This is a genomic window from Providencia sp. PROV129 (genome assembly GCF_028482245.1).
In the GTDB taxonomy this organism is placed as follows: domain Bacteria; phylum Pseudomonadota; class Gammaproteobacteria; order Enterobacterales; family Enterobacteriaceae; genus Providencia; species Providencia vermicola.
The window spans coordinates 41506-63591 of the sequence record NZ_JAMPQD010000028.1 but is presented as its reverse complement, the minus strand read 5'-3'; the positions used below and the strand labels follow the sequence as shown (position 1 = coordinate 63591).

The window sequence follows — 22086 nt, the reverse complement described above, 5'->3', positions numbered from 1 at the left end:
CAGTTTTTATATCCGAATTAATCCTGGTGTGCTTATTGGCTATTAAAAATAATTCCGATTGATATTCATTTGGTTATATTATTAGAATCAAAAAGTGAATGAACAAATATTGGGAATAAAGACCAAGCACTAAAGAATAGATATTATTTATAGGCTACCGCATAGGTGGCACTTGAAATAACAGTACCCTCTTTTAGTGTTTGCCCTGCGGTTGCCGCCATTCTGGCTTTAAACTTCATATTGCCAATCGCATCTGTGCCGTTACCGAAATCAACACTTTGGCTGTTATAAGTCACGTCTTGATTAGGGGTTGTTGAATTAACGGCAGTTAATTGAATGGAGACACCGTTAGCGGTTCCTTTCATATTTGCAAGGCCGGTATTCGTGAATCCCGCACTCTGCCAACCCACTTGACCGCTGGTTTTTTTCAAGCATTCATCTGTACGCGGGACTAACTCAAAATCCACATAGTCACCGTGCGTATCTGCTGTTGTCATTTTGCCTAAATCAATCGTAGACTTAACTAATCCCCCGATTTCAGTATCAATGTCACACGTTTCTGACGTCACAGCCCCAATAAATTGAACTTCACCCGTATTTGCGGAAGCATATCCCCCAAATAATGCGGCACCGATGATGGCTGGTAATAATAGTTTTTTCATTGAATAGTTCTCCATTTTAATATAATTGAATATCAAAAATAATGATTGAATCACGCTATAAGATAAGAAGGGTTAATATTTATCACTTAATCCATTGTATGATAAAAATTCATCCCAAGATGTTTCTAATATGATTAATATGTCATTAAGCAAGGTGACAGTAATCTTTGTAATACCATTTTCATACCGAGAAATTTGCTGTTGACTGACATTTAGCATCATCCCTAAATCTTTACCCGTTATATCCATTTTCTTTCTTTTGTTTTTAATAAAACATCCTATTTTTTTATTAAAAACATCCAGTTTAATAAGATCAGAATGGTAATCTTTCACGTTTTTAACCCTCTTCGATTATTAAATTCAAATGTCTGATATAAACAGGATGGTGAGGAATATATAATTACAATGTAGCGGAGTAAAAACGTTTATATCGATCAATAACGCAATTATGATAGGCGTTGACTATCGTATGATATTCATTGATCGTTATATCCGATCTAAATGGTTGGTTAAATTTATTCAATTTATTGATATATAATAATTATTATTATTTTCAGGTTTTTAATGAAGATGTATTTGTTATATTATCATTACACTTTTTAACATTTTATCGGAGGGATTTAATTAAATTGGCATTAATATTGAAATAGTAAATTACATCTAGTTACATTTTTATATTTATGAAGGGAGTGAATATAAAGGGATACTTATTATCAATAAAGGAATGAAGAAAAATAAGTGGATTAAATTGAGATAGTAACCCATCTTGATTAAATTAAAATATCATAGAAGATATCAATAATACAGAATATTCTTATCTGGTCGTATTTATTACTCGGCGATGAAATAAATATGGCCTTTTGATATTAAGAGTCGGAGAAAGAGAAAAATTAATGAGGGGAACATTATCAGTCATTATTAAGCTGACTAAGTTAGTGGGTGAATAAAGCTGATAAGGATATGATGTGGGAATTAGCAATAAACATATTTCTATCAAAATCGGCGCTACAGAGCTGAAATAAGGTTCATCGATTGCCACATGATTTTTTGTAGATAGGTAGGGGCAACGACTAAATTCCTCTCCAATCGTTTTTGAAGCGATTTTTTAACATATCCATTTAAAGACATTACCCATCGTGAAAAATCACTTTTTAATCCCATAGACAAATTATAGTGCAGATGTAGCCAGGAATAGACATTAGCATTGAGTCTATACAACTTAGATTCGCATAATCTAGATTATGTTAAATTGTATATTACAATTGGTTTTTCCCGTGTCGTCACTGATTGGGTAACATTTGGTTATCTATGCGATGTTTATATCCTTGAAGAATATCAACACCAGAAACTCGGGCTCTGGCTAATGAAATGCTGCCTTTCTCACCCCTTATGACACGCCTGCGATGAACCATGCTGGTAACATCAACAGCTCTCTGGCTATATGAAAAAATAGGATATAAACCTATAAACCGCGAAAATTTTGTTTGGGAAATCGTAAGGCCAGATATTTATCAAAAAACAAAGTAACATTAATGTATGCGATATCTAACCACTACTTCTACACCATGCTGGATTGATTTGATTCTGTACAGGCAGTGAATTTCCATTTAGCCGTGAAAATCATGCCTACATTAAAGTATCCTTTTTATACCACCCTGTTTGCCTCTTTTCTTGAAATGAATTTTCTATTTCATTACGAAAATAACGTACTTATTAATAAGAAAATAATAGTGCGTTATGCTATATAATTCTGTAAATGACATCTTTTCTTACTTATTAAGAATTGCCTAAAGTATTTTTTATGGTTGATACTATCTAATCGTAACTTGTTATAAGTGCTAATGATGTATTCCAATTAAATATACTTAAGGACGATATAATATGAAAATCAATAATTTAGCAGTATTTGGCGCGATATTAATCGTGACTGGAACAGCCTACAGCGCTGAAGTTTATAACCATCAAGGTAATAAAATGGATGTTTATGGACAAATTGATGTCCGCCATCATATTGCCAAGTCTAAAAGTGGCGAAGATGGTGATGATTCAAGAGTACGTTTAGGTTTAAAAGGTGATACACAAATTACAGATCAGCTGATTGGCTTTGGCCGCTTTGAGTGGGAGACTGCGACGAATCAGTCTGAAAGTGCTAACAATAATCAAAACCGTTTGGCCTATGCAGGCTTGAAGTTTGGTGATTTAGGTTCTCTTGATTATGGTCGTAACTATGGTGTTATTTATGATACTAATGCATGGACTGATGTCCTTCCTTTATGGGGAGCAGACACTATGGATCAGGAAGATACATTTATGACCAGCCGTAACCGTAACTTACTGACTTATCGTAATAACAATGGGTTTGGCCATATCGAAGGTCTAAACTTTGCACTTCAGTATCAAGGTAAAAATGGTGACCAAAACTTATCATCCAGCGATGATGTTTTAAGTAATAATGGTGATGGTTATGGTTTCTCAGCAGCGTATGAGCTAGGTTACGGCGTTACGTTTGGGGGGGGCTATTCAAACTCAAAACGGACATCGGGTCAAAATAATGTGGCAACGGGCGCGACAGGTAAACGTGCGGAAGCATGGAATATCGGCAGTAAATTGGAGCTCGATGAATTTTATTTAGCTGCAATGTACGGCCAAGCTTTAAATACCACAAGGTTTGGGTCAGATAATGAATCTATTGCTAACAAAACAGAAAATTTAGAAGTTGTTGCGCTATATTCCTTTGATTTTGGGCTTACTCCATCCATTGGTTACAACCAATCAAAAGGTAAAAATTTAAGCGAAAATGGTAATAAAGATTTAGTCAAATATATTGCTATTGGTACAGCTTATGACTTTAACAATAATATGTCTGCAGTGATTGATTATAAAATTAATTTACTTAGCAACAATAGCTTCACTCGTGATTATGGTATCAATACCGATGATGTATTAGGTTTAGGCTTAGTTTACCAATTCTAATTAGAGAGAAAAGATAGGGCAATTTAGCCCTATCCTTCTTATTTAACGCGATAGCGAATATTAGCCCTTATATTTTTTATAAAAGTTTTTTCCACACACCATTTTTGTGAAATCTTCAGTGACAGTAGCAAGGGATATAGGCTTATCTTCATCTTTGACTACTACATTTTTTCCATTAATCAATCTATCAGAATCATAATTTACACAGTAGCCAATAACCTTAGATGACTGTTTATCTTTTACTGCCATGATTTCATTGTACTTTAAATTAGTAACCTTGATTTGAATCCGCTAGTTCTTTTTTGTCTTTGAATTTAAAGCAAATGGTTCTGCAACGCGGTTAACTGCATCTACATACTCATTATTCATTTTCTTGCTGACAAATTGCTGATCAGCTGCAGTTGATTTTGCGTAAACTACACCTTGTTGTGTTGTTTTAACGCCATATGCATCCCAATCTTCTGATTCTTTAACAAATGGCATTGCACCATCTAATATATTGGCAAATTTTCCCCAGATATCATTGTCCGAACTACAACCCGATACTAAAAATATGGAGGTACTCAATACACTAAATAAAAGAATCGTTTTTTCATCTATCTTCCTATAGTACAAACATTATAAACATGAATTAAGAAAATACTTATTAGTATAAAGTTAAGTATAGGTAGGAGATTAAGTATATTCAAATATAAGGAATAATAACGTATTGATATATTTAGGTATATTTACCCCAACAGGAATCTAATTGACTTAGTTTCGTGTTCAGCTTAGTTAGCTCTAGTACCTACCAACAGTGTAGCTATCAATGCGGGTTAATTATCTGAAAGCAGTAACATCCAGCTGTTTGCGTAATGAGTTTTTGATTTTACAAGTGTATATATGGTAAGCGGTGCTTTAGTCTCATTCATACTTTGCGGGTTTGAGTGGGGGGGGGGCGCCACTGAAAGTTGTGAAACAAATACATTCAGCCTCTGTGTGGCTGATGATCCTACGGGCTTTTTGAACCTGTCCGATTTCCCCTCCCACCTTATGTCGGCGGGAGTATCCTTTGGGATAAAGATGGGAGGATGTCAATAAACCAATTAAATCTCGGTTCTTCCTATATAGTTTTCTTTCATTAATGAAAGATTAATTGCTATATCTAATATAGGTGATGGTGGTAAATAATTTGCTTTACCTAATTCTTGCATAGCATTAATTAGTGGATTTTCATAATCTAACGCATAATCAGCTAACAGTTTTCCTGCGATTGTTTGTTTTGAAATCCCTGCCCCATTGCATCCCCCTACTGCATAAATGCCTTTTATTAATTTACCCCAAATCGGGCTGCCATTTCGGGTTACGCTAATAGTCCCAGACCAAGTGCTGGCTAACGAAACGTCAGATAGTTGCGGATAGATTTTATAGAATAATTTTTTATGCTGTTCATAAACTTGATAAGTTTTTTTTGCATCGACATGGCCATCCAACGCAGGGATAACATGTTGACGAATTAAAAACCGATTATCTTGAGTATAGCGAAGAGTCGCTCCTGCAATAGCATTGACTGGTGTTAGGCCCCAGCTATTCATTTTAGGTAATTTTGCTTTTTGCTCATCAGTTAGTGGCGCAGTAATACTTGCAAATGTAGCCATAGCTGCTTGATGATTTTTTATAGGTGTTAAATCTCGGGATAGTGCGTTAGTACCTAGCATGATGTTTGGCGTTTTAATTGTGCCGTATGGTGTTAATATATTATGAATTGCTCCCGTTTGTATCCCCATAACTGGAGTGTTATTATAAATAGTAATATTCTCAGGCAGGTTATCGACTAAACCTATTATTAGATTAGCTGGGTTTACCAAGATAGAATTCGGTGTGTAAATTCCTTTGGAATAAAAGCTAGTGCCTAACTTGTGATAAAGTTCATCTTTATTAAGTAGTTGATATGGTTCATTCATCGAGCCTAGACTATCAATGTATTCTTTTAAGACTCCCTCGTTTTTCGTGCTTACTTGGCAATGATATTTACCTGCATTTTCCCATTCACACTCAATCTTGAATTTTTCGGTTAAGGTTTTTAACTCACCTATACCCTCCTCCAATAAAGTTCTATATGTTTGAGCTTTTTTCAATTCAGTTGTTGAACTACCTATATTATGAGGTAATCCAATAATAAAGCCTGAGTTTCTTGCTGAAGAGCTTTCAGCTGCAGTAGACGAGTCGAGGAGAATAATTTTATAACTTGGATTATTTATAGCTAAATTTCTAGCAAATGATACGCCCGCAAAGCCTGAACCAATGACGACCCAATCTGCATTATCGTTTTTACGGAGTCTTGGATAGACCTTCTTTTCGTAACTCTCTTTTAACCATCCATTTTTGTTTTGGTTAAAAGGTATCGAAGCATATTTCATTTATTAGTCCCTTTAAATATTCATTAAATAGCCCTCTATAGACCACGCCTAATCGGGCGTGATCTATAGAGGAAGATAACTGAATTTATCACAGTATCCTTTTAAAGGGCATTGTTGTTAAAAGTTAAAAAGGGTTCAATGTTCAATTAAGTATTAAAATGACTTTAATTTAATTACCGTAAAATAACTGATTTTATATTATAAGATCCCCTCCCTCCCCTACTTCCTCTGGTAAGAATGGTCTGCTCCTCAGCTAACGGAGCGAGGTTTAAGCATCCTCTACTGGAATACAAGATTTAACACCATATTAGGTAAGATAGACGTCTCGTAATTTTTGGCGAACAAGGGGGTTGTTTTATTACGTAAAAATGGAAATTAAATTATAATGCATTGTTTATATTGATTTAATTTTATTGGTTTTCTTGGCGAAATACGGTTGGTTTTGAGATATTATTTTTCAGTATATTGGTCCAATAATATGGGAAGCCTCGCCATTTACGGCGAGGAGTAGCTACATTAATTTGTTTATTCTTTACTTTTTTCTTGAACCATTTTAGACAATTTTAGCTTTATCAAGCGTTCGAGCTCTTCAATAACAGTTTGATTAAGTCTATTAAATTCAAAACGTACTTTTCTGCCGTTTCCGTTGTAGCTAATACGGGCATACTGATCCTTGTTATTGAATTCGACAATATCAGAGGTTTTCCATGCTGAAGCGGGCTTAGTTTTGTCTGTCATCAACTCTAAAATAGTTGATAAATCGTCTAATATACTTTTTTGTGTTTCTTGGATATTTTCAATTACTAAGCCTTTACGATTATCTCTGACCTCTTTACAGAGTACTGCTAAATCTATGCCCTCTTTGTTCGCATTACTTTGGAGTTTAGAAAGACGGGCATAGAATGTGTTAGGTATTCCTTCACAGTCAGGAAACAAATTGACTAGGCGCACATCAATTAATGCTGCTTGAATACGTTTACGAACTGACTCAGTGCTTATACCAATATGTTGGGCTAATTGTTCATTAGTTGTGAAATTATTATCTTCCATTAGTTTCTGATACTGTATGCCTACCTCGCGGTAAGATAGTTTTCGAGAACTTTGCGCAGCACTAATGATAGAGAAAATATCTTCATTGGATATGTCGTTTGGTAAAACCCATAATGGTAGGTCAGTAGATAATCTTATGCAGCAATAGCGACGTCGACTACCTTCAATTAAATGATAAATACCATCCATTCTGACAGCAATACCTTCAGTATCCACTCCCCGTTGTTTAATTTGTTCCAGAATATCGCCCATGGAGTTTTCATCCAATGCTTCCTGGTTACGTGGATTGAGAAAATGAACAACAGTTTGCTCAGAGACTTTATCCCCTGGGACTATGACGTGTTCAGCATCAACTTTGCGCCCGTCTTTCAGTGTAAAGACTCTTTTGGTGATATTTCCCCCTTTTAAAGAGGGGAGTCCATTTCTCTGCTCAAAACGTGTTTTCTTCGGATTTTCTAAATACATATCTTTGTTTGTGCCTCTTTCTACATCAGTCATGCGGATTACTCACTTTTTGCAGAGAAACTTTTGATTTCATTTATAAATTGTTGATATACCGAATTTACTGACATTTCAGCTATATCAAACTGTTTTGCAGGACATAAATCCTCTGATTTTTTGATATCCAAGACTGTCCTGCCCCTTTCTGCCGCCGCAACAAAAGCTTCTGAATGTTTTATATTAGTTGTCATGAATTTATCTTGTACGGTGCGTACAAGCTTGTTTAATGTTCGAACCTCATGTTGACTTTTGTCATCGACATTAACAGCGAGTACCTTCATCCATTGGATATTTTCACCCCTAGATGGCAGTTGCTGTAAACGCGTACCAATCGTTAACATATAATTTGTTGTGGAGGCAAAGTCATACTCGCGCGGAGTTATTGGCACGAGTAGTGCGTCAGCAGCTTCATTTGTTGACCATATGATTGGAGAGTCTTGTGGAGGGGTATCGATAAAAATAAGGTCATAATGCTCTTTTAGAACAGGGACGACAACATCTCTAAAACGAGTGAGAAGCTTATTTCGTTCATCCTTACTTAAGCGCCAGTACAGGTCAGTGAATCTATCATCTGTGGGAAAGGCTGTAATGACATCCATATTCGGAAGATGTGTACTGAATGGGATATTGGAGATAATATCCGCTTCAGAGTAACCTGCAGATATATACTGAGAATAATCTCCATCAGGTTCGTATTCAGCCAGCAAAACATCGGTAATTGTCAGATAAATATCATCATCATTAGTGGCTCGGATAAGATTATTTCCGATTGAGCCTTGAGGGTCTAAGTCTACGATGCAACAGCGAGCGTTTAGGTTTAGATCTAATGCAGCTGCTGTTGCAATTGTTGCTGTCGTTGTACTTTTTCCTGTTCCACCTTTGTGGTTTTCTATGACGATGACTCCTGGCTTATACATATCTGAATAACGATGAGCACCTAGTTCTTCCATGATCACTTGAACGTCGAACCGAGTATAAAGATGGTTTTTATTTTGAAAAATAGGCTCTCCAATGATTTTCTTAGCCTGCATTTCAGTTACAATCTTTGAGAATGTATTACGAGATTTTCCAAAAAAATCAGCCAGAGCTGTTTTGTTTAAACAGTGGTTATATATAAGCCTGTCCAGACCATCTACTTGTTCATCAGTTACTTTTATTGTATTTACTTCAGCGATAGATTCTTTTAGTGAAATTTGTTCAGCTTTCATTCGCTGACCAATTATTAGTATTTGATCTAAAATTGACATTGGCTACCCCTTATTTGTTTTTTTATATTATCAGTGTGAATTGAGCATATAACAAGTCAATATTGCACTTTAATGCACAAAAAAGAATTTCACGCTTGATTTTTGACAGGGATATCTTGGCGAACCAGGGGGTTGTTTTTTTATAAAGGATAGAATTTTTTTAAAAAAAAAGCCTGTAATAGCAAGGGATAGCGATATGTCTAGTTATAAAGAAACGATGGCGAATTACTTATATTTATCACTTTGATACCGCCTCCATTTTTTGACTTTATTTTTCAAAAAATTTAAATGTTGAATACAACGGGGGTATAACTGTGATACTTGAGGGTGATATACCCCACAAGATTTACTATCGAATCCGATACGCCATAACCGCTTACGCGGGTCTCGGCAACCCTAACTAAAAGCAAATATCTGTGTTTCCATTCATTACAACTTTTGGGACTCCGTCCTGTTTCACAAAGTGTGAAAGTAAGGGAGGATGTTGCTCTATATAGCAAAAACTAAGTTCATGGTTAGGATATTGGATGAATGGTTTAATGAGTCTATAACAATATATTTCGGTATCAGAGTCTGCTAAATGGTCTCTATGGTATTTAAATCTAACCATGATAACGTGTAATTGCGCCATTTTTAGTCAAAAAATGAGATAATAGGTATACTGCTCCTAGGCCGCGGTTTGCAACCATCGTTTTTTTGCCATTTTATTCCGCCTTTCTGATAGTAAAGTGACTGCGTGTAGCCCTTTTTCCGCACTCATAAAATCCAGTCGGTTTCCACATAAAATACATTGATACGGGGCAGTGTTTAAAAACCCTTTGATAAGGGCCGCAAACCCCGGTTTTTCAGGCACGATAGGATGTATCATATCTAACGCGTCATACACTTTGGGTAATAAGCTGCCTCGTTTGCGATTAGCTAAAAAACCGTAATAGCGGGTCATCTTAAAATGCCGCGCTGGGATATGACTGACATAACGTCGTATCATTTCTTCTTGGGTTAAGGTCTGTCGGCGGTATTGTTGGCTATGGTGAGCATAATAATGATGGATCACTGTGCCATCGCTGTAGTGTTTCAATTGAGAAGCGAGATAGGGGACGTTTTAGGTATCGGCTCAGGTATTTCACATTGTGCCACGCACCGCGTGTCTTTTTAGCAAAATGCACTTTCCAATACCGTTGAAACTGGGTATTAAGGTAACGGCACCAGGTCGGATAATCCCGAATATGTCCGAAGTCAGGCAATGTGCTGGGCTGAAGTTGAAAATAACTGTTTCGAAGGAGTCGAACGACGGCACTGCGCCAGACTTTTTCGACGTCTTTCTTTTTAAAGAAAACGGGTTTTCAGGTGTCATATTGCGTGAGCCCGACTCGGGTTACCGATAAATGGATGTGCGGATGTTGATTGAGTTGGCGACCATAAGTATGTAAGGCACAGAAAATGCCAATTTCGAGCCCAAGACGCTTGGCATGTTTGAGCATGGCATGCGTGGCGCAGCGAAAGAGTCGGTTGAGCAAGGGCCAGTTATTGTTGAAGAAAGGCCAAAGTTGGTGGGGCATCGTGAGGGTGATATGTTGCCATTCTCAGTCTGGCAAAATATGGCGCTGCTGTGCGACCCATTGTTCGGTGCCTTTGAGACCACATGCACTGTAGGCTTTGGATTTACAGGTTTGACAAAAGAAGCGTGAATGCGTGCATTCAGGTGAAGAGCAGCAATACCGACGAACGCCCATAGCACAAGACTGCATGCGAGCATCTTTTCGACACAGAGGAGTTGCCATTCATCGATGGTGTTGTTATCGATAAAGCGATTCCATCCGTCATCGTATTAGAATAGCAATTTAGCGGGTCTGGGAATATACATTGAGCAGAGTATAAAAGACGAGAAGGGAGTTGCCTAGAAATAGAGTAGCTCTGTCGTGATACTCACGCCATAGGCGTGCTTATGTTCAAAACTGAACCTGTGGAGTGCTTGCGCTCTATCACAATAGAATGGTCGGGATATGAGCAGCGCTTGATAACAACGGCATCGCATTTAGCGCTAGTGACGGAGTCAAAAACATAAACTTTCGTTCTCGGCTTCAGGGATGACAATGTACCCTGACTAAAAAGCCGCTGAAATCGGTCTTCTTCGCATTGTATTTCAGCGACATCACTTTCGCTAAGGAAAGTCATGGCGCTTACCTTTGCGCCGAGTTTTGGTACTGCGGGTGTTATACGCCAACCCGTATATGTGTTTTTTATACGCCTAAGCGTATATTTTATTTTTATACGCCATGGCGTATATATTGACATTATACGCCATGGCGTATATGTTAATTTTATTCGCTATGGCGTATATACTTGACAGGGCGATTATCACTGTGGGAGGGAGGAGTGAAGATTACAACACCAAAGATGCTTGCTGCTGCAATGCGTGAGCAACGCAAAAAAAACAAATTAACCCAAGCGCAAACCGCAGATCAAGTCGGTCTAAGGCAAGCAACAGTTTCTGAGTTTGAGAGCACACCTGAATCAACGAAACTCGAAACATTTTTCAAAATTCTTGCCTCCTTAGATCTGGAACTACATGTAGTAAAGCGGGGTTCTACACTAAATGAAGGTAAGGTTTGGAACAAGGAGTGGTAGTGATGAGGACTCGGGTACTTTCTGTCGCTATGAATGGTGATTTGGTTGGCAAACTCACCAAAAATACTGATGGTGGGATGTCATTTCAATACGCAGAAGAATGGTTGGCAGAACCAGGGGCGCGGGCAATCTCATTATCACTTCCTCTGCAACGTGGACGCATAATCGGTAGCGCGGTTTACAATTTCTTTAGCAACCTTTTGCCTGATTCTGAGGCGATTATTGATAGAATGCAGGTTCGTTTTAAGGTAAAAACAGACCATCCTTTTGATCTGCTCGCCGCTGTGGGTCGTGACTGTGTTGGCGCAATCCAGTTATATTCTCCTGATACTGAAATTCCATCGGTGATGGAAACTCATGCCGAACCTCTAAATGAAACCCAAATCGAAGAAATTTTAGACGGTTATCAAACCGCACCTCTTGGAATGGGCGAGGATGTGGACTTTCGGATCTCCCTCGCAGGGGCTCAAGAGAAAACAGCATTACTTTGGTATCAAGGCTGCTGGCAGCGGCCACAAGGTAGTACCCCGACAAGTCATATTTTCAAATTACCCATAGGCCTGATTGAACACCATAACATTGATCTACGCGAAAGCTGTGAAAACGAATGGCTATGCTTGTGTATAGCAAGAGAATTTGGATTTCCAGTCGCCAACGCTGAATTGGCAATGTTCGGCCAAAAAAAGGTACTGATCGTAGAGCGTTTTGACCGAAAATGGTCTTCATCTGGAGACTGGCTGTTGCGCCTTCCTCAGGAGGATTGCTGTCAGGCTTTGGGTATTGCACCTGCATTAAAATATGAATCTAATGGGGGGCCAGGTATTGAATCTATCATGACGATGCTTTTGGGGTCACAAAAAGCAATCGACGATAGAGAAATGTTCTTTAAATCACAAATCCTGTTCTGGATGCTGGCCGCGATAGATGGGCACGGGAAAAACTTTTCCATCTTCATTGAATCAGGAACATCTTTTCGTTTAACCCCTTTGTATGATGTACTGTCCGCTTTTCCTATCTTTCAGTCCAGAGGCATAGAGACCAAAAAGGCAAAAATAGCTATGGCATTACAAGGGAAAAACAAACAATACCATTTTTCTATGATCCAACCGCGTCATTTTATCAGTACCGCTACACAGGTCGGGTTTTCTCCGAAAATGGCAACGCAACTGATGCTTGATATGGCCGAAAAAACAGATGCTGTTATAACTGCCATATTACCTCAGCTGCCTGAAGATTTTCCTGAGCACATTAGCAAAGCCATATTTGCTGGGTTATCAAAACAAGCTGATAAGATTAAAAGATGGTCCTCCTCACAAACTAACTAAGACTGAATAAGAGCCCAGATCTGAAGTGACCCCCTGTAATTGGTTGTTCAACTATTTGGGGGGCACTTCACTAATCGTACTATGGATTCCCTCACAAGCATGCTGTTTCCCTGCAAACATCAAGCGTGGGCGAGCATTATTTACTTATGAATAATGTTAGCGTTTATTCGTGTCCATTATCTGTTCTAATCGTTTTAATTCTGTGCTATGCAAATCCCAATTTTTGAAAGTTTAATTGCCTGTGGGTTTCCCAGTCCCGCCCAAGACCACGTCGAGCGTCGTTTATCGCTCGATGATGAGCTTATTCGTTATCCTGAAAGTACCTATTTTTTTCGTGCTTCAGGGGATTCGATGAAAGACGTGGGGATTTTTGACAGCGACTTATTGGTCGTCGAAAGCCATCTTACCTCCCGTCATGGGGACATTTTGATCGCTGAATACGATGGCGAATTCACCTGTAAATACCTGCAAATTACACCGACTAAAGCCCTTATTCCCGCTAACAGTCAATTTCCTACTATCACTATTAATGACGATTCTGAAGTGCAAATTTTCGGTGTCTTTCGTTATGCTGTGCATACCTTTCGGTAAATAACATTTTTGCGCTCATCGATGTCAATTCCATGTATACCTCCTACGAATCCGTTTTCCGACCTGATTTAAAAGGAAAGCCAATTGTTTGTCTTTCGAATAATGACGGGTGTGTGATTGCGCGTTCTGCGGCGGCTAAACCCTATATCCGTATGGGAGCTCTTTATTTTGAAATTAAGTCGATAATTAAACAAAAAAAGTCACCTGACAGTCTGCTTTGAGCGAAGAGCGGACATCGAAGCTCTATACTGATGCTGGATTCGCATTACAGGTGCTTATGTGAATGCAGTCAGAATAGATAATATATATTTTTGCAGTAGGTTTCTTTGAGGACTAGCTCAAACATAAAGATTTAGATGAAATTACAGTGCTAAATTAATAAACTAGTGGTAATTAAGCTTTAAATGCGTTAATTGGGTTGTGTGATTATAGAAAATTAGAGCTTTTTGAATGCTTGGAGAGTGAAATGTTAGAACCACCAAAGAGTTATAATGAAATGTTGCCTATGCTCCACAAGGCAACTTTTATTACTACATTTATATTTTATCTATCATTAGTTATTTATGGCTACATTCCATTGGTTGGTATTAACGCCAAATATATTCCACCCATTAAAGACTACGATGAGTTTATTAAGTGGATATTAACATTCGGTATATTACCAATTGCATTTTCAATTTTTTGGTCCGTGATTAGTGGAGCTTTAGACCTGCATAATAACGTGGCAAAAATTTCTGGAATAAGAAAGGCATGGGATAATTACTTAATTATAAAACCATTAGCTAAAATCGCGGGCGTTACACGAAAATTAACAAATGATGAGTCTTACAAGGTGATGAATAAACTATATTACCCAGAAGTTAAAGAGTTAAAAGATAAACATTACGTTGAGCTTTTCTGGAACAAAGTTTATTACTTTTGGATTTTCTTTGAGCATACTGTGATTGCATTTATTACTGTTTTAGTTATAAGTTTAGCTAAATTAACTAATCTATTCTCTGTTACTGGTTCGTTAAATAATCTTTGGTTGTGGATTATTTTCCTTTTCGTCTTCAATTTCCTTATTTTTATAGCATCTGTTAAGCCAAGAACTGAAAGTCAAGTAAGACAGATACCTGATGATAAAATAAAGGAATTTTTTAATAATAACAGTATTTTTTAAATGGAGTTGGTTTTGAATTACAAGATAAATGGAATAACTATACGTTCAGAAAATGCAGCCAAACCGCATACTATGCCATCTAGCTATCTCTGCAACCATATTAAAAACTCTATTAAAAATGGTAAAGCTCTTGATTTTGGATGTGGAAAGCTTAGATATTCAGAACAATTAATAAACAAATTTGAAACAGTAACATTTTTAGATTCCAGAAAACAGCTAGAAAGAGTGCAAATTATCAGAGGTGTACAAACTACAATTCCAGAGTATGTAGCTAATAACTATAAAAATGCTAATGTTGTTCCTTTTGAAAGTATAGATGAAATCACGAGTCATTATGATTTCATACTTTGCGCAAACGTGCTTTCTGCAATCCCATGTAAATCCACGATCTACAAAATCATCAGTGCGATTAGAGAACTATTAAAGAGTGATGGTGAAGCAATGATCGTCAATCAATACAAAAGCTCTTATTTCAAGAAGTATGAGAGTGGGATTAAACATTTGCATGGGTATATATACCAAAACTCTCGCAATGCTTCCTATTATGGTTTGTTAGATGAAAATATTGTAAGTAAAATTTGCTTAGATAACAATTTAGCAATAATAAAGTCTTGGAACAGAGCAGGCAGTTCATATGTGGTTGTTGGTAAAAATAAACATATTTAGTATATTTAAAAAATCTTAGAAGGTGCTATTTACTTGTTGCTTATTAGCTCGCAGGGGGCAGGTCAACATGAACCACACCCTCAAGCTATTGCAGGTTTACAAAATTTTGGTCAAAGCATTGGTAGAGTTCAGTACTAAGTTTTTGTGCTCTTCCTAATCTACTAATAGCGATGCTCGCTTATGTGAGCAGCTTATTACTCATAGTAGCCCTCTCCAACAGGGCTACTATGGGTGAGGAGCGGACTTTTGTCTATGTATAAAGAGAGAAGGAGATAGCAAATCGTCTGAAAGAAGAGGAAATAAGTCCATAGCGTGGCGGAGAACTAACTCATAGAGTGGTCATGAACACGAAAAATCGCCTGAAGAAAAGAGATTACTTGGACTAATTGTCGAATATGGTTAAGCGATATCTCGGCTATCAACCGGGAATTGATTTATGCTTTCGCATCTACATGATCAACGTTCGTAGATTGTCCCGTTCGGGCGCATGTACATACCATCACTCAGATAAACGTCTTCGCCATCCTCAACACATAGATCAGAATAAATATCGGCCATGCCAGGTTCGACAATATTCGTCGAAATCCCATGAGCATCGAAGAGCTCAAAGAAGCGAGTGATCCATTCCTCGTTGACCTCATCTTGTATAGTTTTGCCGTGATCTATAGTAATGGAAAACATGGAAATACATTTATTTTGAAAGCGGTCTAATTTATTCTCTGGTTGAAAATGATTTTCTTGGGCTAACGTCTCTGCGACCCAAAAAAGGAGCTTCAGGTCTATTGGCAGCTTATATGCGGTCGTAAAATCACCCCCTATGCGAATTCTCTCTTCGGGCCTCGTTGGTGTCTGTACTTCGAAAGAATTACCATCATCATTTTGAGCTAAAAAGCGGATGAAAACCGTGTCTCCACGGACTAACATCCAATCCCTTCCATGTTTTGGTTTCATTGCTTTAACTATCCGCGGTTGTAATATTGACATGCTCATTGTGTTAGATACCTAAAAGAAAAACATGAAAGAGATTATATCCACTAGAGTATTTTTTTTATAGCTCCGCTACTCTTGGCGAGCATCACAGAAAATGACGCTTCAGTCAATCTCCGCTTATGGCACAGAGCCGCCTGTCAGATTAGGTTCAGATCTGTGTCGTAGTTGTGTCAGGTTAAATCTGAGCCGATACAATTAATTGGTTAACTATTAATCAATTCACTAATTTCTTCCTATATCATCCTCTTATTCCGACTATCCACAATTAGATTGGTTAGTTATCCACTGATTTTGTGGATACGCCCATTTTGAGTTTTGTGGCAACGGCTTTATTCTGGCGTTGAGCCAATATTAAGCCGAACGCTGGATTGACCCCATTTACACACAGTTGGCGCAGGTTTCCCGTACACTTTCGTTCACGCGCCTTTTTGGGGCGCGTTCACTGGTTCGCCAAATGTGGAAAATGGGGACAACTGGCTTGAAAGGTCAACCGCTGCGCCTTTGTACGTTTTCAACGTGGCGCAAAGGGCAGGGGGGCAGCTCCCTGCGGGACCGCCCCTGGTTCACTGCTTAGCTGCGCTAAGCGTTAATGGCGACTTGCCGTTCGCTTCTCTCGCTGCAAGTCGGGTGCTGCCATCTTCATCACCTGTGTGATTAATCTTTCATCGAGCACCACCGCTTGGCCTAAAACATAGCCTCACCTCGTCATACAGCAAGGGTTAAGTGAACTCCACCAAAATTCTTGCCGCTTCGCTTACCAACAATTTTGCCTCCGCCCTTGCTTCCTTCCTCGTCTCGGCTATGTACGGCCTTTGCAGCGGAGGAACTCGACGAAAGAAATCATTAACACGGTGGAGGATTCAAAAATGTCATCACATCAAAACCTTGCAGCTCCAGAATCTAACGAAAGAAAGGGTAAAACCCCACTGACTCATGACCAGAAAGAGGATTTATTGCATTACATCGCGCCATTAACTCGTCTGTTGGATTTGTTCGAGGGGGATATTTCACCTGAGTTATACGATGAAGAAATCACACTGCACAGTGATGCATTCGATTCTAAGAGTGTTTTTATGAAAGAGGGCTATCCGATTGGCTTTAGTGACAATTTAAACAACATGTTCTATCTGCGTCCTGAACTCATTCAGGCATCTTAGGTGCTAAGAGGGTTGTTGTGCCCCTCCTAGCGCAGACACGTCAATAACTATAGAGGTAATTAATATGTCTACATTAGAAATTATCATTAACCCAAAACAACGTAAAGCGAAAAAAGGCGCAAAATCCGCACAGGCCGACGCGATTTATCAGGCATTGGACAGTATGGAAGCACATGTATTGCCGTTATCGGCATTAGTACAAAGTGAACTCAATGTGCGTAAACGTCCGATGGATGAAAAAGCCTTGTCAGAACTGGCTGACAGTATTCAAGCGGTCGGGGTGTTACAAAACTTGGTGGTTTACCCGATGAACAATGACGTCTACGGGGTTGCTGCGGGTCAACGTCGATTAATAGCGTTACAACAATTGGTTGCAAAAGGACATTTAGCGTCGAGTTTTCCAGTGCCTGTCAAGATTGTGCCTGAATCCGATGCGCTGATTATTTCCCTGACGGAAAACAGCCAACGTGAAGCCATGCATCCAGCCGACCAACTTCATGCTTTTATCGAGCTACAAAAAACAGGCAAAAATGCGTCTGAAATCGGTGACTTATTAGGGTTTAGCACTCACCACGTTAAAAAATGTCTGCGTTTGGCAAACATGGCGCCCGAGCTATTAGCTGAGTTGGATGCGGACAATATCACCCTTGACCAACTGCAAGCGTTAGCCGGAACCCCTGACCATGACCGTCAAGTGATGGTATGGAACAATGCAATGGGTTGGAAAAAAGAGCCACGTTACTTACGTGAAGCGGTTGAAGAAACCAAAACCCCTGTCGAAAATAACCGATTGGTGAAGTTTGTTGGATTGGATACCTACGAGCAAGCAGGGGGAACCCTTGAAATTGACCTCTTTACCGAAGCAGGATTTATTGAAAACGCCCCACTATTAGAAAAATTGGCACTCGATAAACTCACTGTGTGTGCGGAATTGTTAGCGAATATTGAGGGTTGGCAGCACGGTATTGCCCGTTTAGAGCGTCCGAGTTTTTACGGTAATGACGGGGAAACCTTGTCTCTTAGTCATGCTCCCGAGGCGGTCATTCCCCCTGAATTTGCGGATTTACTGGCTGAATTGCGTGCTCGTGAAGCAGATTTACGGGAGCAAGCATTAAATGCAGAGGAATATCATGAGCAAATCGACCTTTGGCAAGCTGTGAATGATTGCGAAAATCAAATTGAGGGCATTAAAGATCGTACCAAAAATCAGGCGTGGGCAGCCGATGGAAAAGCAACAAAAGGCGTAGTGGTCTACCTTGACCGTGATGGTGAACCGTGTGTTATCCGTGGCGTGATTGACTTAACACAGCATGAGCCACAGTGCAGTGAAGAAGAAAGCGAAACTGAAAGTGTGATTGAGCAATCAACGACTCAAGTTGAGACGGTTTCTGCCTACAGCGCAGCCTTGTGCAAAAGTCTCTCTTCTGAGCGCACCTTAGCGGTTCAAGCGGCATTAACTCAGCACCCGAACGTGGCACTGGCGATTTTGGTTCATGATGCGTGCATTCAGGTGTTTGGTTCACCGTATGCCAAAACTGCATTTAACATTAAATTTTCTCTCTCTCAGGAGGAGTTACTCAAAAATGCCCCGACTGCCCAAGACAGTGAAGCATTGCAATTACTCAATACGCAATTTGAGTCATGGTCTGCCCGTCTCCCCGACGCGTGGCAAGCGGATTTCTCATGGTTGTTGTCATGGGAGCAAGCGGATTTAGTCGCATTACTGGCGTTTTGTTCCGCGCAAACTATAAATGAAGTGAACCATCATGCTCCGCACGATAACACGTTAGCTAAAGCCTTGCGTCCAATTGAACAGGCGATTGCCTTCGATTTTCGCCAGTGGTGGCAGCCAACCAAAGCAAACTTCTTTGGACGTATCAGTAAAGACCAAATCAGTGATTGTTTAGCAGAGGCAGGCGCATCAGATAAAACCCTTGAAGCCGTCAAAATGAAGAAAGGGGATGCCGCTGAGTTGGCTGAAAATACCCTTAAAGATACGCATTGGTTGCCGAGCTGTTTTCTCGATGTAAACACTGACACTCACTACACCGATAACGCTCAATAATAAGATGGGAGACACTGCCCGAAAGGGCAGTGTGAATAATCATGACAATCATTCCAAACCATTTAGCCCTTGTTCCCTTTAATGACCGTCAATATGCCGCTGCAAAAGCCATCCTTTTCGTCGAAGATAAAATGCAAAAAGGGCAATACCAAAAACGCTATCCGTATGCGTATGCGCTCATTCGCTTTTTTACGGGGAATAAAGGGGCAATAACCGCAAAAGATTTGCACTATACGTTGGTGTTATCTTTTGATGATAAACGTGAAATGCCGTCAAAAAATCGCTATCTTGCGGCTCTAGATATGTTTATTCAGTCCCGTGGAGTTATTTGCCCGTTGCCGTTATGCGATCATCATGTGCGCGATTTTTTTCCTGAGCTTGATTACCACGACCGCGAACGGCAGGGGCGAAAAATTCAGTCTCAAGTACAAGTTGTGAGCCGTGCCCGACAAAAAGCCCAAATTAAAGCGCAGCAACAGTATCAAAATCGATTAGCCCAAGCCGAAATTGAGTTAGCCTTTATTACCCCCAGTGAGTTTAAATCGTGGTACAACCGGTTTAATCATGATGGGATTGAAGAGTATGATTTGATTGAATTGCTTGTAAACTGGACGACGCGATTTAACAATTTAAACTTGAGAAAATACCTTGATTTTGCCCCGTTGTGGTCGGCGCTCTTGGATTTCAATGAGGATATCGATACCCGATCATACGGTGAACAATTACTGGATGGTTATGCCATACCGAATAAATTAACGGGTCAAAAGGGCGTTGATGATGAATGGAATGTGGTTTTGCTCGAAACTGAAGACAGTTTGGTGCTAATGATGCGAGGCGAGCAGGCCAAAGAAACCGTTATTAATTTTGCTATTGCGGCTAATGAAATCTCAGATAATGACCGAGCCACTTGGGAAGGGAAGCCTGTGAGGGCTATTATAAGGCTGTACCAAAAACCGAGTTTGCGACCTATTACTATCCGTCCAATCAGGAAATAAAAGGGACTTTTCTTGCAACCTGCTTTATCGTGTTTTGATTCTATACATTTTTTTATATTAAATTAATTCGATAATCGGTGAAATTACACTTTCATTAGAAAAAAAGGATATTTTATGCCATATAGGTCATTGAAAGATAAGGTTGCAATTATTACAGGCGCAACGAGTGGTATCGGTTTAGCAATAGCACAGCAGCTTCATGAACATGGAGTAAAAATGATACTCAATGGCAGGAATGAAGAAGTACTTACTCAAATTTCTCAAGAACTGAAAGCAATACCTGTAGCTGGAAATTTAATACACCCTAGCGTTCCTGAACGCTTAATTGATGAAGCACTAAGGCACTATCAGCGGTGTGACTTTGTCATTAGTAGTGCAGGTATGATAGAAGTTGGTGATATCCAAACTATTGATGTTGAAAAAATGGCTGATATGGTTGATATAAATGTGAATGCGGCCTATCGGTTATCGTATTTGGCAGTACGCCATTTTTTAAATCAAAATAGTGGGCACCTCATTAATATTTCAAGTGTTATGGGAACAAAAACAAGGGCTACCGCAGGGGCATATTCAGGGACTAAATTTGCTATCGAAGCGTTGTCTGAAGCATTGAGAATGGAGCTGGCAAAAACACCCATTGGCGTAACTTGTATTGAGCCAGGTTTGGTTATGACAAATCTGCATAAGAATTGGAAAACACACCCTTCTGAAAGTATGGGAATAGAGAGTCCATTAACACCGCGTGATGTAGCACAATGCGTTATTTTTGTATTAACTCAGCCAAGTCATGTGAGAATACCAAAATTAATGATTTTGCCTCAAGGTCATGAGATTTAGTATTTTATATTACTTAAACTCACTATATTTTTTTGTAATTTAAAAATTCTTAGCTGTGAATATTTTAATTAATGTAGACCTCATAATACCAGTTTAGTACTCCTTGTGTTGAATTGGTGGCGTTAAGCAATATGATGATTTTAATCAGGGGGTAAAAGAAGCAGTTCGAGGTAACCCCGAACTGCTTCTTTGTCAAACTTAGAATATGGGCAGCAAAAGAAAACCAGTTTTTCGGTGAAAGGCCAAAGATTTTTGTTAAAAAAGGGCTATATCAGTGCGTCAGAGCCAACATGCGGGGCGGGCGGCATGGTGATTGCCTGTGCTAATTCTGTTTTACAGCAAGGTTACAACCCATAAATGTAAATGATCGCGGTGTGTACCGATATTGATGAGGTTGCCGCCTGAATGTGCTACGTCCAACTGGCATTATTGGGGATTCCTGCCATTGTGAATATCGGAAACAGTTTAACGCTGGACGTTCTTCAAACGCTGTATACCTCGATGTTAATGTTAAATTCATTTCGCTTTAAATCCTTTTTAACAGCCTAATTCACGTTATTTCAAAGGGATTTATTCCCTTTTTTTGCGCATCGGCTTAACCCTGGCATCGAGTCAGGCTCAATCCGACAACGCCAACTCCTGCGCCTTTTTTACGCTGACGCGTGGCGCAAAGGACAGGGATGCAAGCTCCCTGTGGGAGCTGCACCTGATAAACCGCTTAACGTTGTTAAGCTCAAAGGACGTCTTGCGGTTCGTTTCTCTCGCCGCAAGTCGGGTTGTGTCATTTTCAGCCACTGTGTTGTTAATCTTTCGCCAAGCCCCTCCGCTCGGGCTTAAA

At 39.3% G+C, this 22086-nt stretch carries 21 protein-coding genes and 3 pseudogenes; 14 read left to right on the top strand and 10 right to left on the bottom strand.

What is annotated here, in order from left to right:
• Positions 1-143: 143 nt before the first annotated feature.
• Entirely contained in the window at positions 144-662 is a 519-nt protein-coding gene (locus tag PSF27_RS18935) for a fimbrial protein (protein ID WP_272682065.1), read from the bottom strand.
• 72 nt (positions 663-734) lie between these two features.
• A complete protein-coding gene (locus PSF27_RS18930; protein ID WP_265503750.1) occupies positions 735-995 on the bottom strand; it encodes a helix-turn-helix domain-containing protein in 261 nt (86 codons plus the stop codon).
• Between the two features lie 928 nt (positions 996-1923).
• On the opposite strand from PSF27_RS18930, the pseudogene PSF27_RS18925 reads away from it, so the two are divergent.
• Both PSF27_RS18925 and PSF27_RS18920 read left to right on the top strand, forming a co-directional pair.
• A pseudogene (locus PSF27_RS18925) lies at positions 1924-2189 on the top strand (GNAT family N-acetyltransferase); the annotation flags it as partial.
• 354 nt (positions 2190-2543) lie between these two features.
• A complete protein-coding gene (locus PSF27_RS18920; RefSeq protein WP_272682064.1) occupies positions 2544-3635 on the top strand; it encodes a porin in 1092 nt (363 codons plus the stop codon).
• A gap of 60 nt (positions 3636-3695) precedes the next feature.
• Here the strand turns inward: PSF27_RS18920 and PSF27_RS18915 are convergent, their stop codons facing one another.
• The 7 genes and pseudogenes from PSF27_RS18915 to PSF27_RS21125 form a co-directional block, all read right to left on the bottom strand.
• Positions 3696-3884 (bottom strand): hypothetical protein, encoded by a 189-nt coding sequence (locus PSF27_RS18915; protein WP_272682063.1) that lies wholly within the window; start codon positions 3882-3884, stop codon positions 3696-3698.
• Positions 3885-3926: 42 nt separating this feature from the next.
• Positions 3927-4118, bottom strand: coding sequence for a hypothetical protein (locus PSF27_RS18910; RefSeq protein ID WP_272682062.1), 192 nt, complete (start codon positions 4116-4118; stop codon positions 3927-3929).
• A gap of 602 nt (positions 4119-4720) precedes the next feature.
• Entirely contained in the window at positions 4721-6034 is a 1314-nt protein-coding gene (locus tag PSF27_RS18905) for an NAD(P)/FAD-dependent oxidoreductase (protein WP_272682061.1), read from the bottom strand.
• 525 nt (positions 6035-6559) lie between these two features.
• Positions 6560-7582, bottom strand: a complete 1023-nt coding sequence (locus PSF27_RS18900; RefSeq protein ID WP_272682060.1) for a ParB family protein — start codon at positions 7580-7582, stop codon at positions 6560-6562.
• A 5-nt stretch (positions 7583-7587) separates the two neighbouring features.
• Complete coding sequence (locus PSF27_RS18895; RefSeq protein ID WP_272682059.1) at positions 7588-8832, bottom strand: ParA family protein; 1245 nt, start codon at positions 8830-8832, stop codon at positions 7588-7590.
• Positions 8833-9499: 667 nt separating this feature from the next.
• Positions 9500-10636, bottom strand: a pseudogene (locus tag PSF27_RS21240) (IS91 family transposase).
• A gap of 122 nt (positions 10637-10758) precedes the next feature.
• A complete protein-coding gene (locus PSF27_RS21125; protein WP_272682057.1) occupies positions 10759-11007 on the bottom strand; it encodes a hypothetical protein in 249 nt (82 codons plus the stop codon).
• A gap of 201 nt (positions 11008-11208) precedes the next feature.
• Here PSF27_RS21125 and PSF27_RS18870 point away from each other — a divergent pair, with 201 nt between their 5' ends.
• The 6 genes and pseudogenes from PSF27_RS18870 (at position 11209) to PSF27_RS18845 (ending at position 15204) form a co-directional block, all read left to right on the top strand.
• Positions 11209-11460, top strand: coding sequence for a helix-turn-helix domain-containing protein (locus PSF27_RS18870; protein ID WP_272682056.1), 252 nt, complete (start codon positions 11209-11211; stop codon positions 11458-11460).
• 2 nt (positions 11461-11462) lie between these two features.
• Positions 11463-12785 (top strand): type II toxin-antitoxin system HipA family toxin, encoded by a 1323-nt coding sequence (locus tag PSF27_RS18865; protein ID WP_272682055.1) that lies wholly within the window; start codon positions 11463-11465, stop codon positions 12783-12785.
• 207 nt (positions 12786-12992) lie between these two features.
• Positions 12993-13376: a translesion error-prone DNA polymerase V autoproteolytic subunit gene (umuD, locus tag PSF27_RS18860; RefSeq protein WP_272682054.1), complete on the top strand. Its 384-nt coding sequence runs from the start codon at positions 12993-12995 to the stop codon at positions 13374-13376.
• Positions 13377-13381: 5 nt separating this feature from the next.
• A pseudogene (locus PSF27_RS18855) lies at positions 13382-13558 on the top strand (Y-family DNA polymerase); the annotation flags it as partial.
• Between the two features lie 284 nt (positions 13559-13842).
• The gene (locus PSF27_RS18850) at positions 13843-14538 is read left to right on the top strand and encodes a hypothetical protein (RefSeq protein WP_272682053.1); all 696 of its coding nucleotides are present in this window, start codon (positions 13843-13845) and stop codon (positions 14536-14538) included.
• The gene (locus PSF27_RS18845) at positions 14539-15204 is read left to right on the top strand and encodes a class I SAM-dependent methyltransferase (protein ID WP_196723358.1); all 666 of its coding nucleotides are present in this window, start codon (positions 14539-14541) and stop codon (positions 15202-15204) included.
• Between the two features lie 456 nt (positions 15205-15660).
• Here PSF27_RS18845 and PSF27_RS18840 read toward each other — a convergent pair whose 3' ends face one another.
• Positions 15661-16128 (bottom strand): hypothetical protein, encoded by a 468-nt coding sequence (locus PSF27_RS18840; protein WP_196723425.1) that lies wholly within the window; start codon positions 16126-16128, stop codon positions 15661-15663.
• A 522-nt stretch (positions 16129-16650) separates the two neighbouring features.
• On the opposite strand from PSF27_RS18840, the gene PSF27_RS21120 reads away from it, so the two are divergent.
• The 6 genes from PSF27_RS21120 (at position 16651) to PSF27_RS18810 (ending at position 21605) form a co-directional block, all read left to right on the top strand.
• Positions 16651-16848 carry a hypothetical protein gene (locus PSF27_RS21120; RefSeq protein WP_272682052.1) on the top strand — a complete coding sequence of 66 codons (198 nt, stop codon included), beginning with the start codon at positions 16651-16653 and terminating at the stop codon, positions 16846-16848.
• A gap of 212 nt (positions 16849-17060) precedes the next feature.
• Positions 17061-17351 carry a hypothetical protein gene (locus PSF27_RS18830; RefSeq protein ID WP_272682051.1) on the top strand — a complete coding sequence of 97 codons (291 nt, stop codon included), beginning with the start codon at positions 17061-17063 and terminating at the stop codon, positions 17349-17351.
• A 64-nt stretch (positions 17352-17415) separates the two neighbouring features.
• The gene (locus tag PSF27_RS18825; protein ID WP_272682050.1) at positions 17416-19416 is read left to right on the top strand and encodes a ParB/RepB/Spo0J family partition protein; all 2001 of its coding nucleotides are present in this window, start codon (positions 17416-17418) and stop codon (positions 19414-19416) included.
• 41 nt (positions 19417-19457) lie between these two features.
• Positions 19458-20411 (top strand): plasmid SOS inhibition protein A, encoded by a 954-nt coding sequence (locus PSF27_RS18820; protein ID WP_272682049.1) that lies wholly within the window; start codon positions 19458-19460, stop codon positions 20409-20411.
• 114 nt (positions 20412-20525) lie between these two features.
• Positions 20526-21248, top strand: coding sequence for an SDR family oxidoreductase (locus tag PSF27_RS18815; RefSeq protein ID WP_272682048.1), 723 nt, complete (start codon positions 20526-20528; stop codon positions 21246-21248).
• A 189-nt stretch (positions 21249-21437) separates the two neighbouring features.
• Positions 21438-21605, top strand: coding sequence for a hypothetical protein (locus PSF27_RS18810; RefSeq protein WP_272682047.1), 168 nt, complete (start codon positions 21438-21440; stop codon positions 21603-21605).
• Positions 21606-22086 lie beyond the last annotated feature (481 nt).

Coding starts and splice junctions, on each gene's coding strand:
- PSF27_RS18935 (WP_272682065.1), bottom strand. CDS start 662: ATGAAAAAACTATTATTACCAGCCATCATCGGTGCCGCATTATTTGGG.
- PSF27_RS18920 (WP_272682064.1), top strand. CDS start 2,544: ATGAAAATCAATAATTTAGCAGTATTTGGCGCGATATTAATCGTGACT.
- PSF27_RS18915 (WP_272682063.1), bottom strand. CDS start 3,884: ATGGCAGTAAAAGATAAACAGTCATCTAAGGTTATTGGCTACTGTGTA.
- PSF27_RS18910 (WP_272682062.1), bottom strand. CDS start 4,118: ATGCCATTTGTTAAAGAATCAGAAGATTGGGATGCATATGGCGTTAAA.
- PSF27_RS18905 (WP_272682061.1), bottom strand. CDS start 6,034: ATGAAATATGCTTCGATACCTTTTAACCAAAACAAAAATGGATGGTTA.
- PSF27_RS18900 (WP_272682060.1), bottom strand. CDS start 7,582: ATGACTGATGTAGAAAGAGGCACAAACAAAGATATGTATTTAGAAAAT.
- PSF27_RS18895 (WP_272682059.1), bottom strand. CDS start 8,832: ATGTCAATTTTAGATCAAATACTAATAATTGGTCAGCGAATGAAAGCT.
- PSF27_RS21125 (WP_272682057.1), bottom strand. CDS start 11,007: ATGACTTTCCTTAGCGAAAGTGATGTCGCTGAAATACAATGCGAAGAA.
- PSF27_RS18865 (WP_272682055.1), top strand. CDS start 11,463: ATGAGGACTCGGGTACTTTCTGTCGCTATGAATGGTGATTTGGTTGGC.
- umuD (WP_272682054.1), top strand. CDS start 12,993: ATGCAAATCCCAATTTTTGAAAGTTTAATTGCCTGTGGGTTTCCCAGT.
- PSF27_RS18850 (WP_272682053.1), top strand. CDS start 13,843: ATGTTAGAACCACCAAAGAGTTATAATGAAATGTTGCCTATGCTCCAC.
- PSF27_RS18845 (WP_196723358.1), top strand. CDS start 14,539: ATGGAGTTGGTTTTGAATTACAAGATAAATGGAATAACTATACGTTCA.
- PSF27_RS18840 (WP_196723425.1), bottom strand. CDS start 16,128: ATGTTAGTCCGTGGAGACACGGTTTTCATCCGCTTTTTAGCTCAAAAT.
- PSF27_RS18830 (WP_272682051.1), top strand. CDS start 17,061: ATGTCATCACATCAAAACCTTGCAGCTCCAGAATCTAACGAAAGAAAG.
- PSF27_RS18825 (WP_272682050.1), top strand. CDS start 17,416: ATGTCTACATTAGAAATTATCATTAACCCAAAACAACGTAAAGCGAAA.
- PSF27_RS18820 (WP_272682049.1), top strand. CDS start 19,458: ATGACAATCATTCCAAACCATTTAGCCCTTGTTCCCTTTAATGACCGT.
- PSF27_RS18815 (WP_272682048.1), top strand. CDS start 20,526: ATGCCATATAGGTCATTGAAAGATAAGGTTGCAATTATTACAGGCGCA.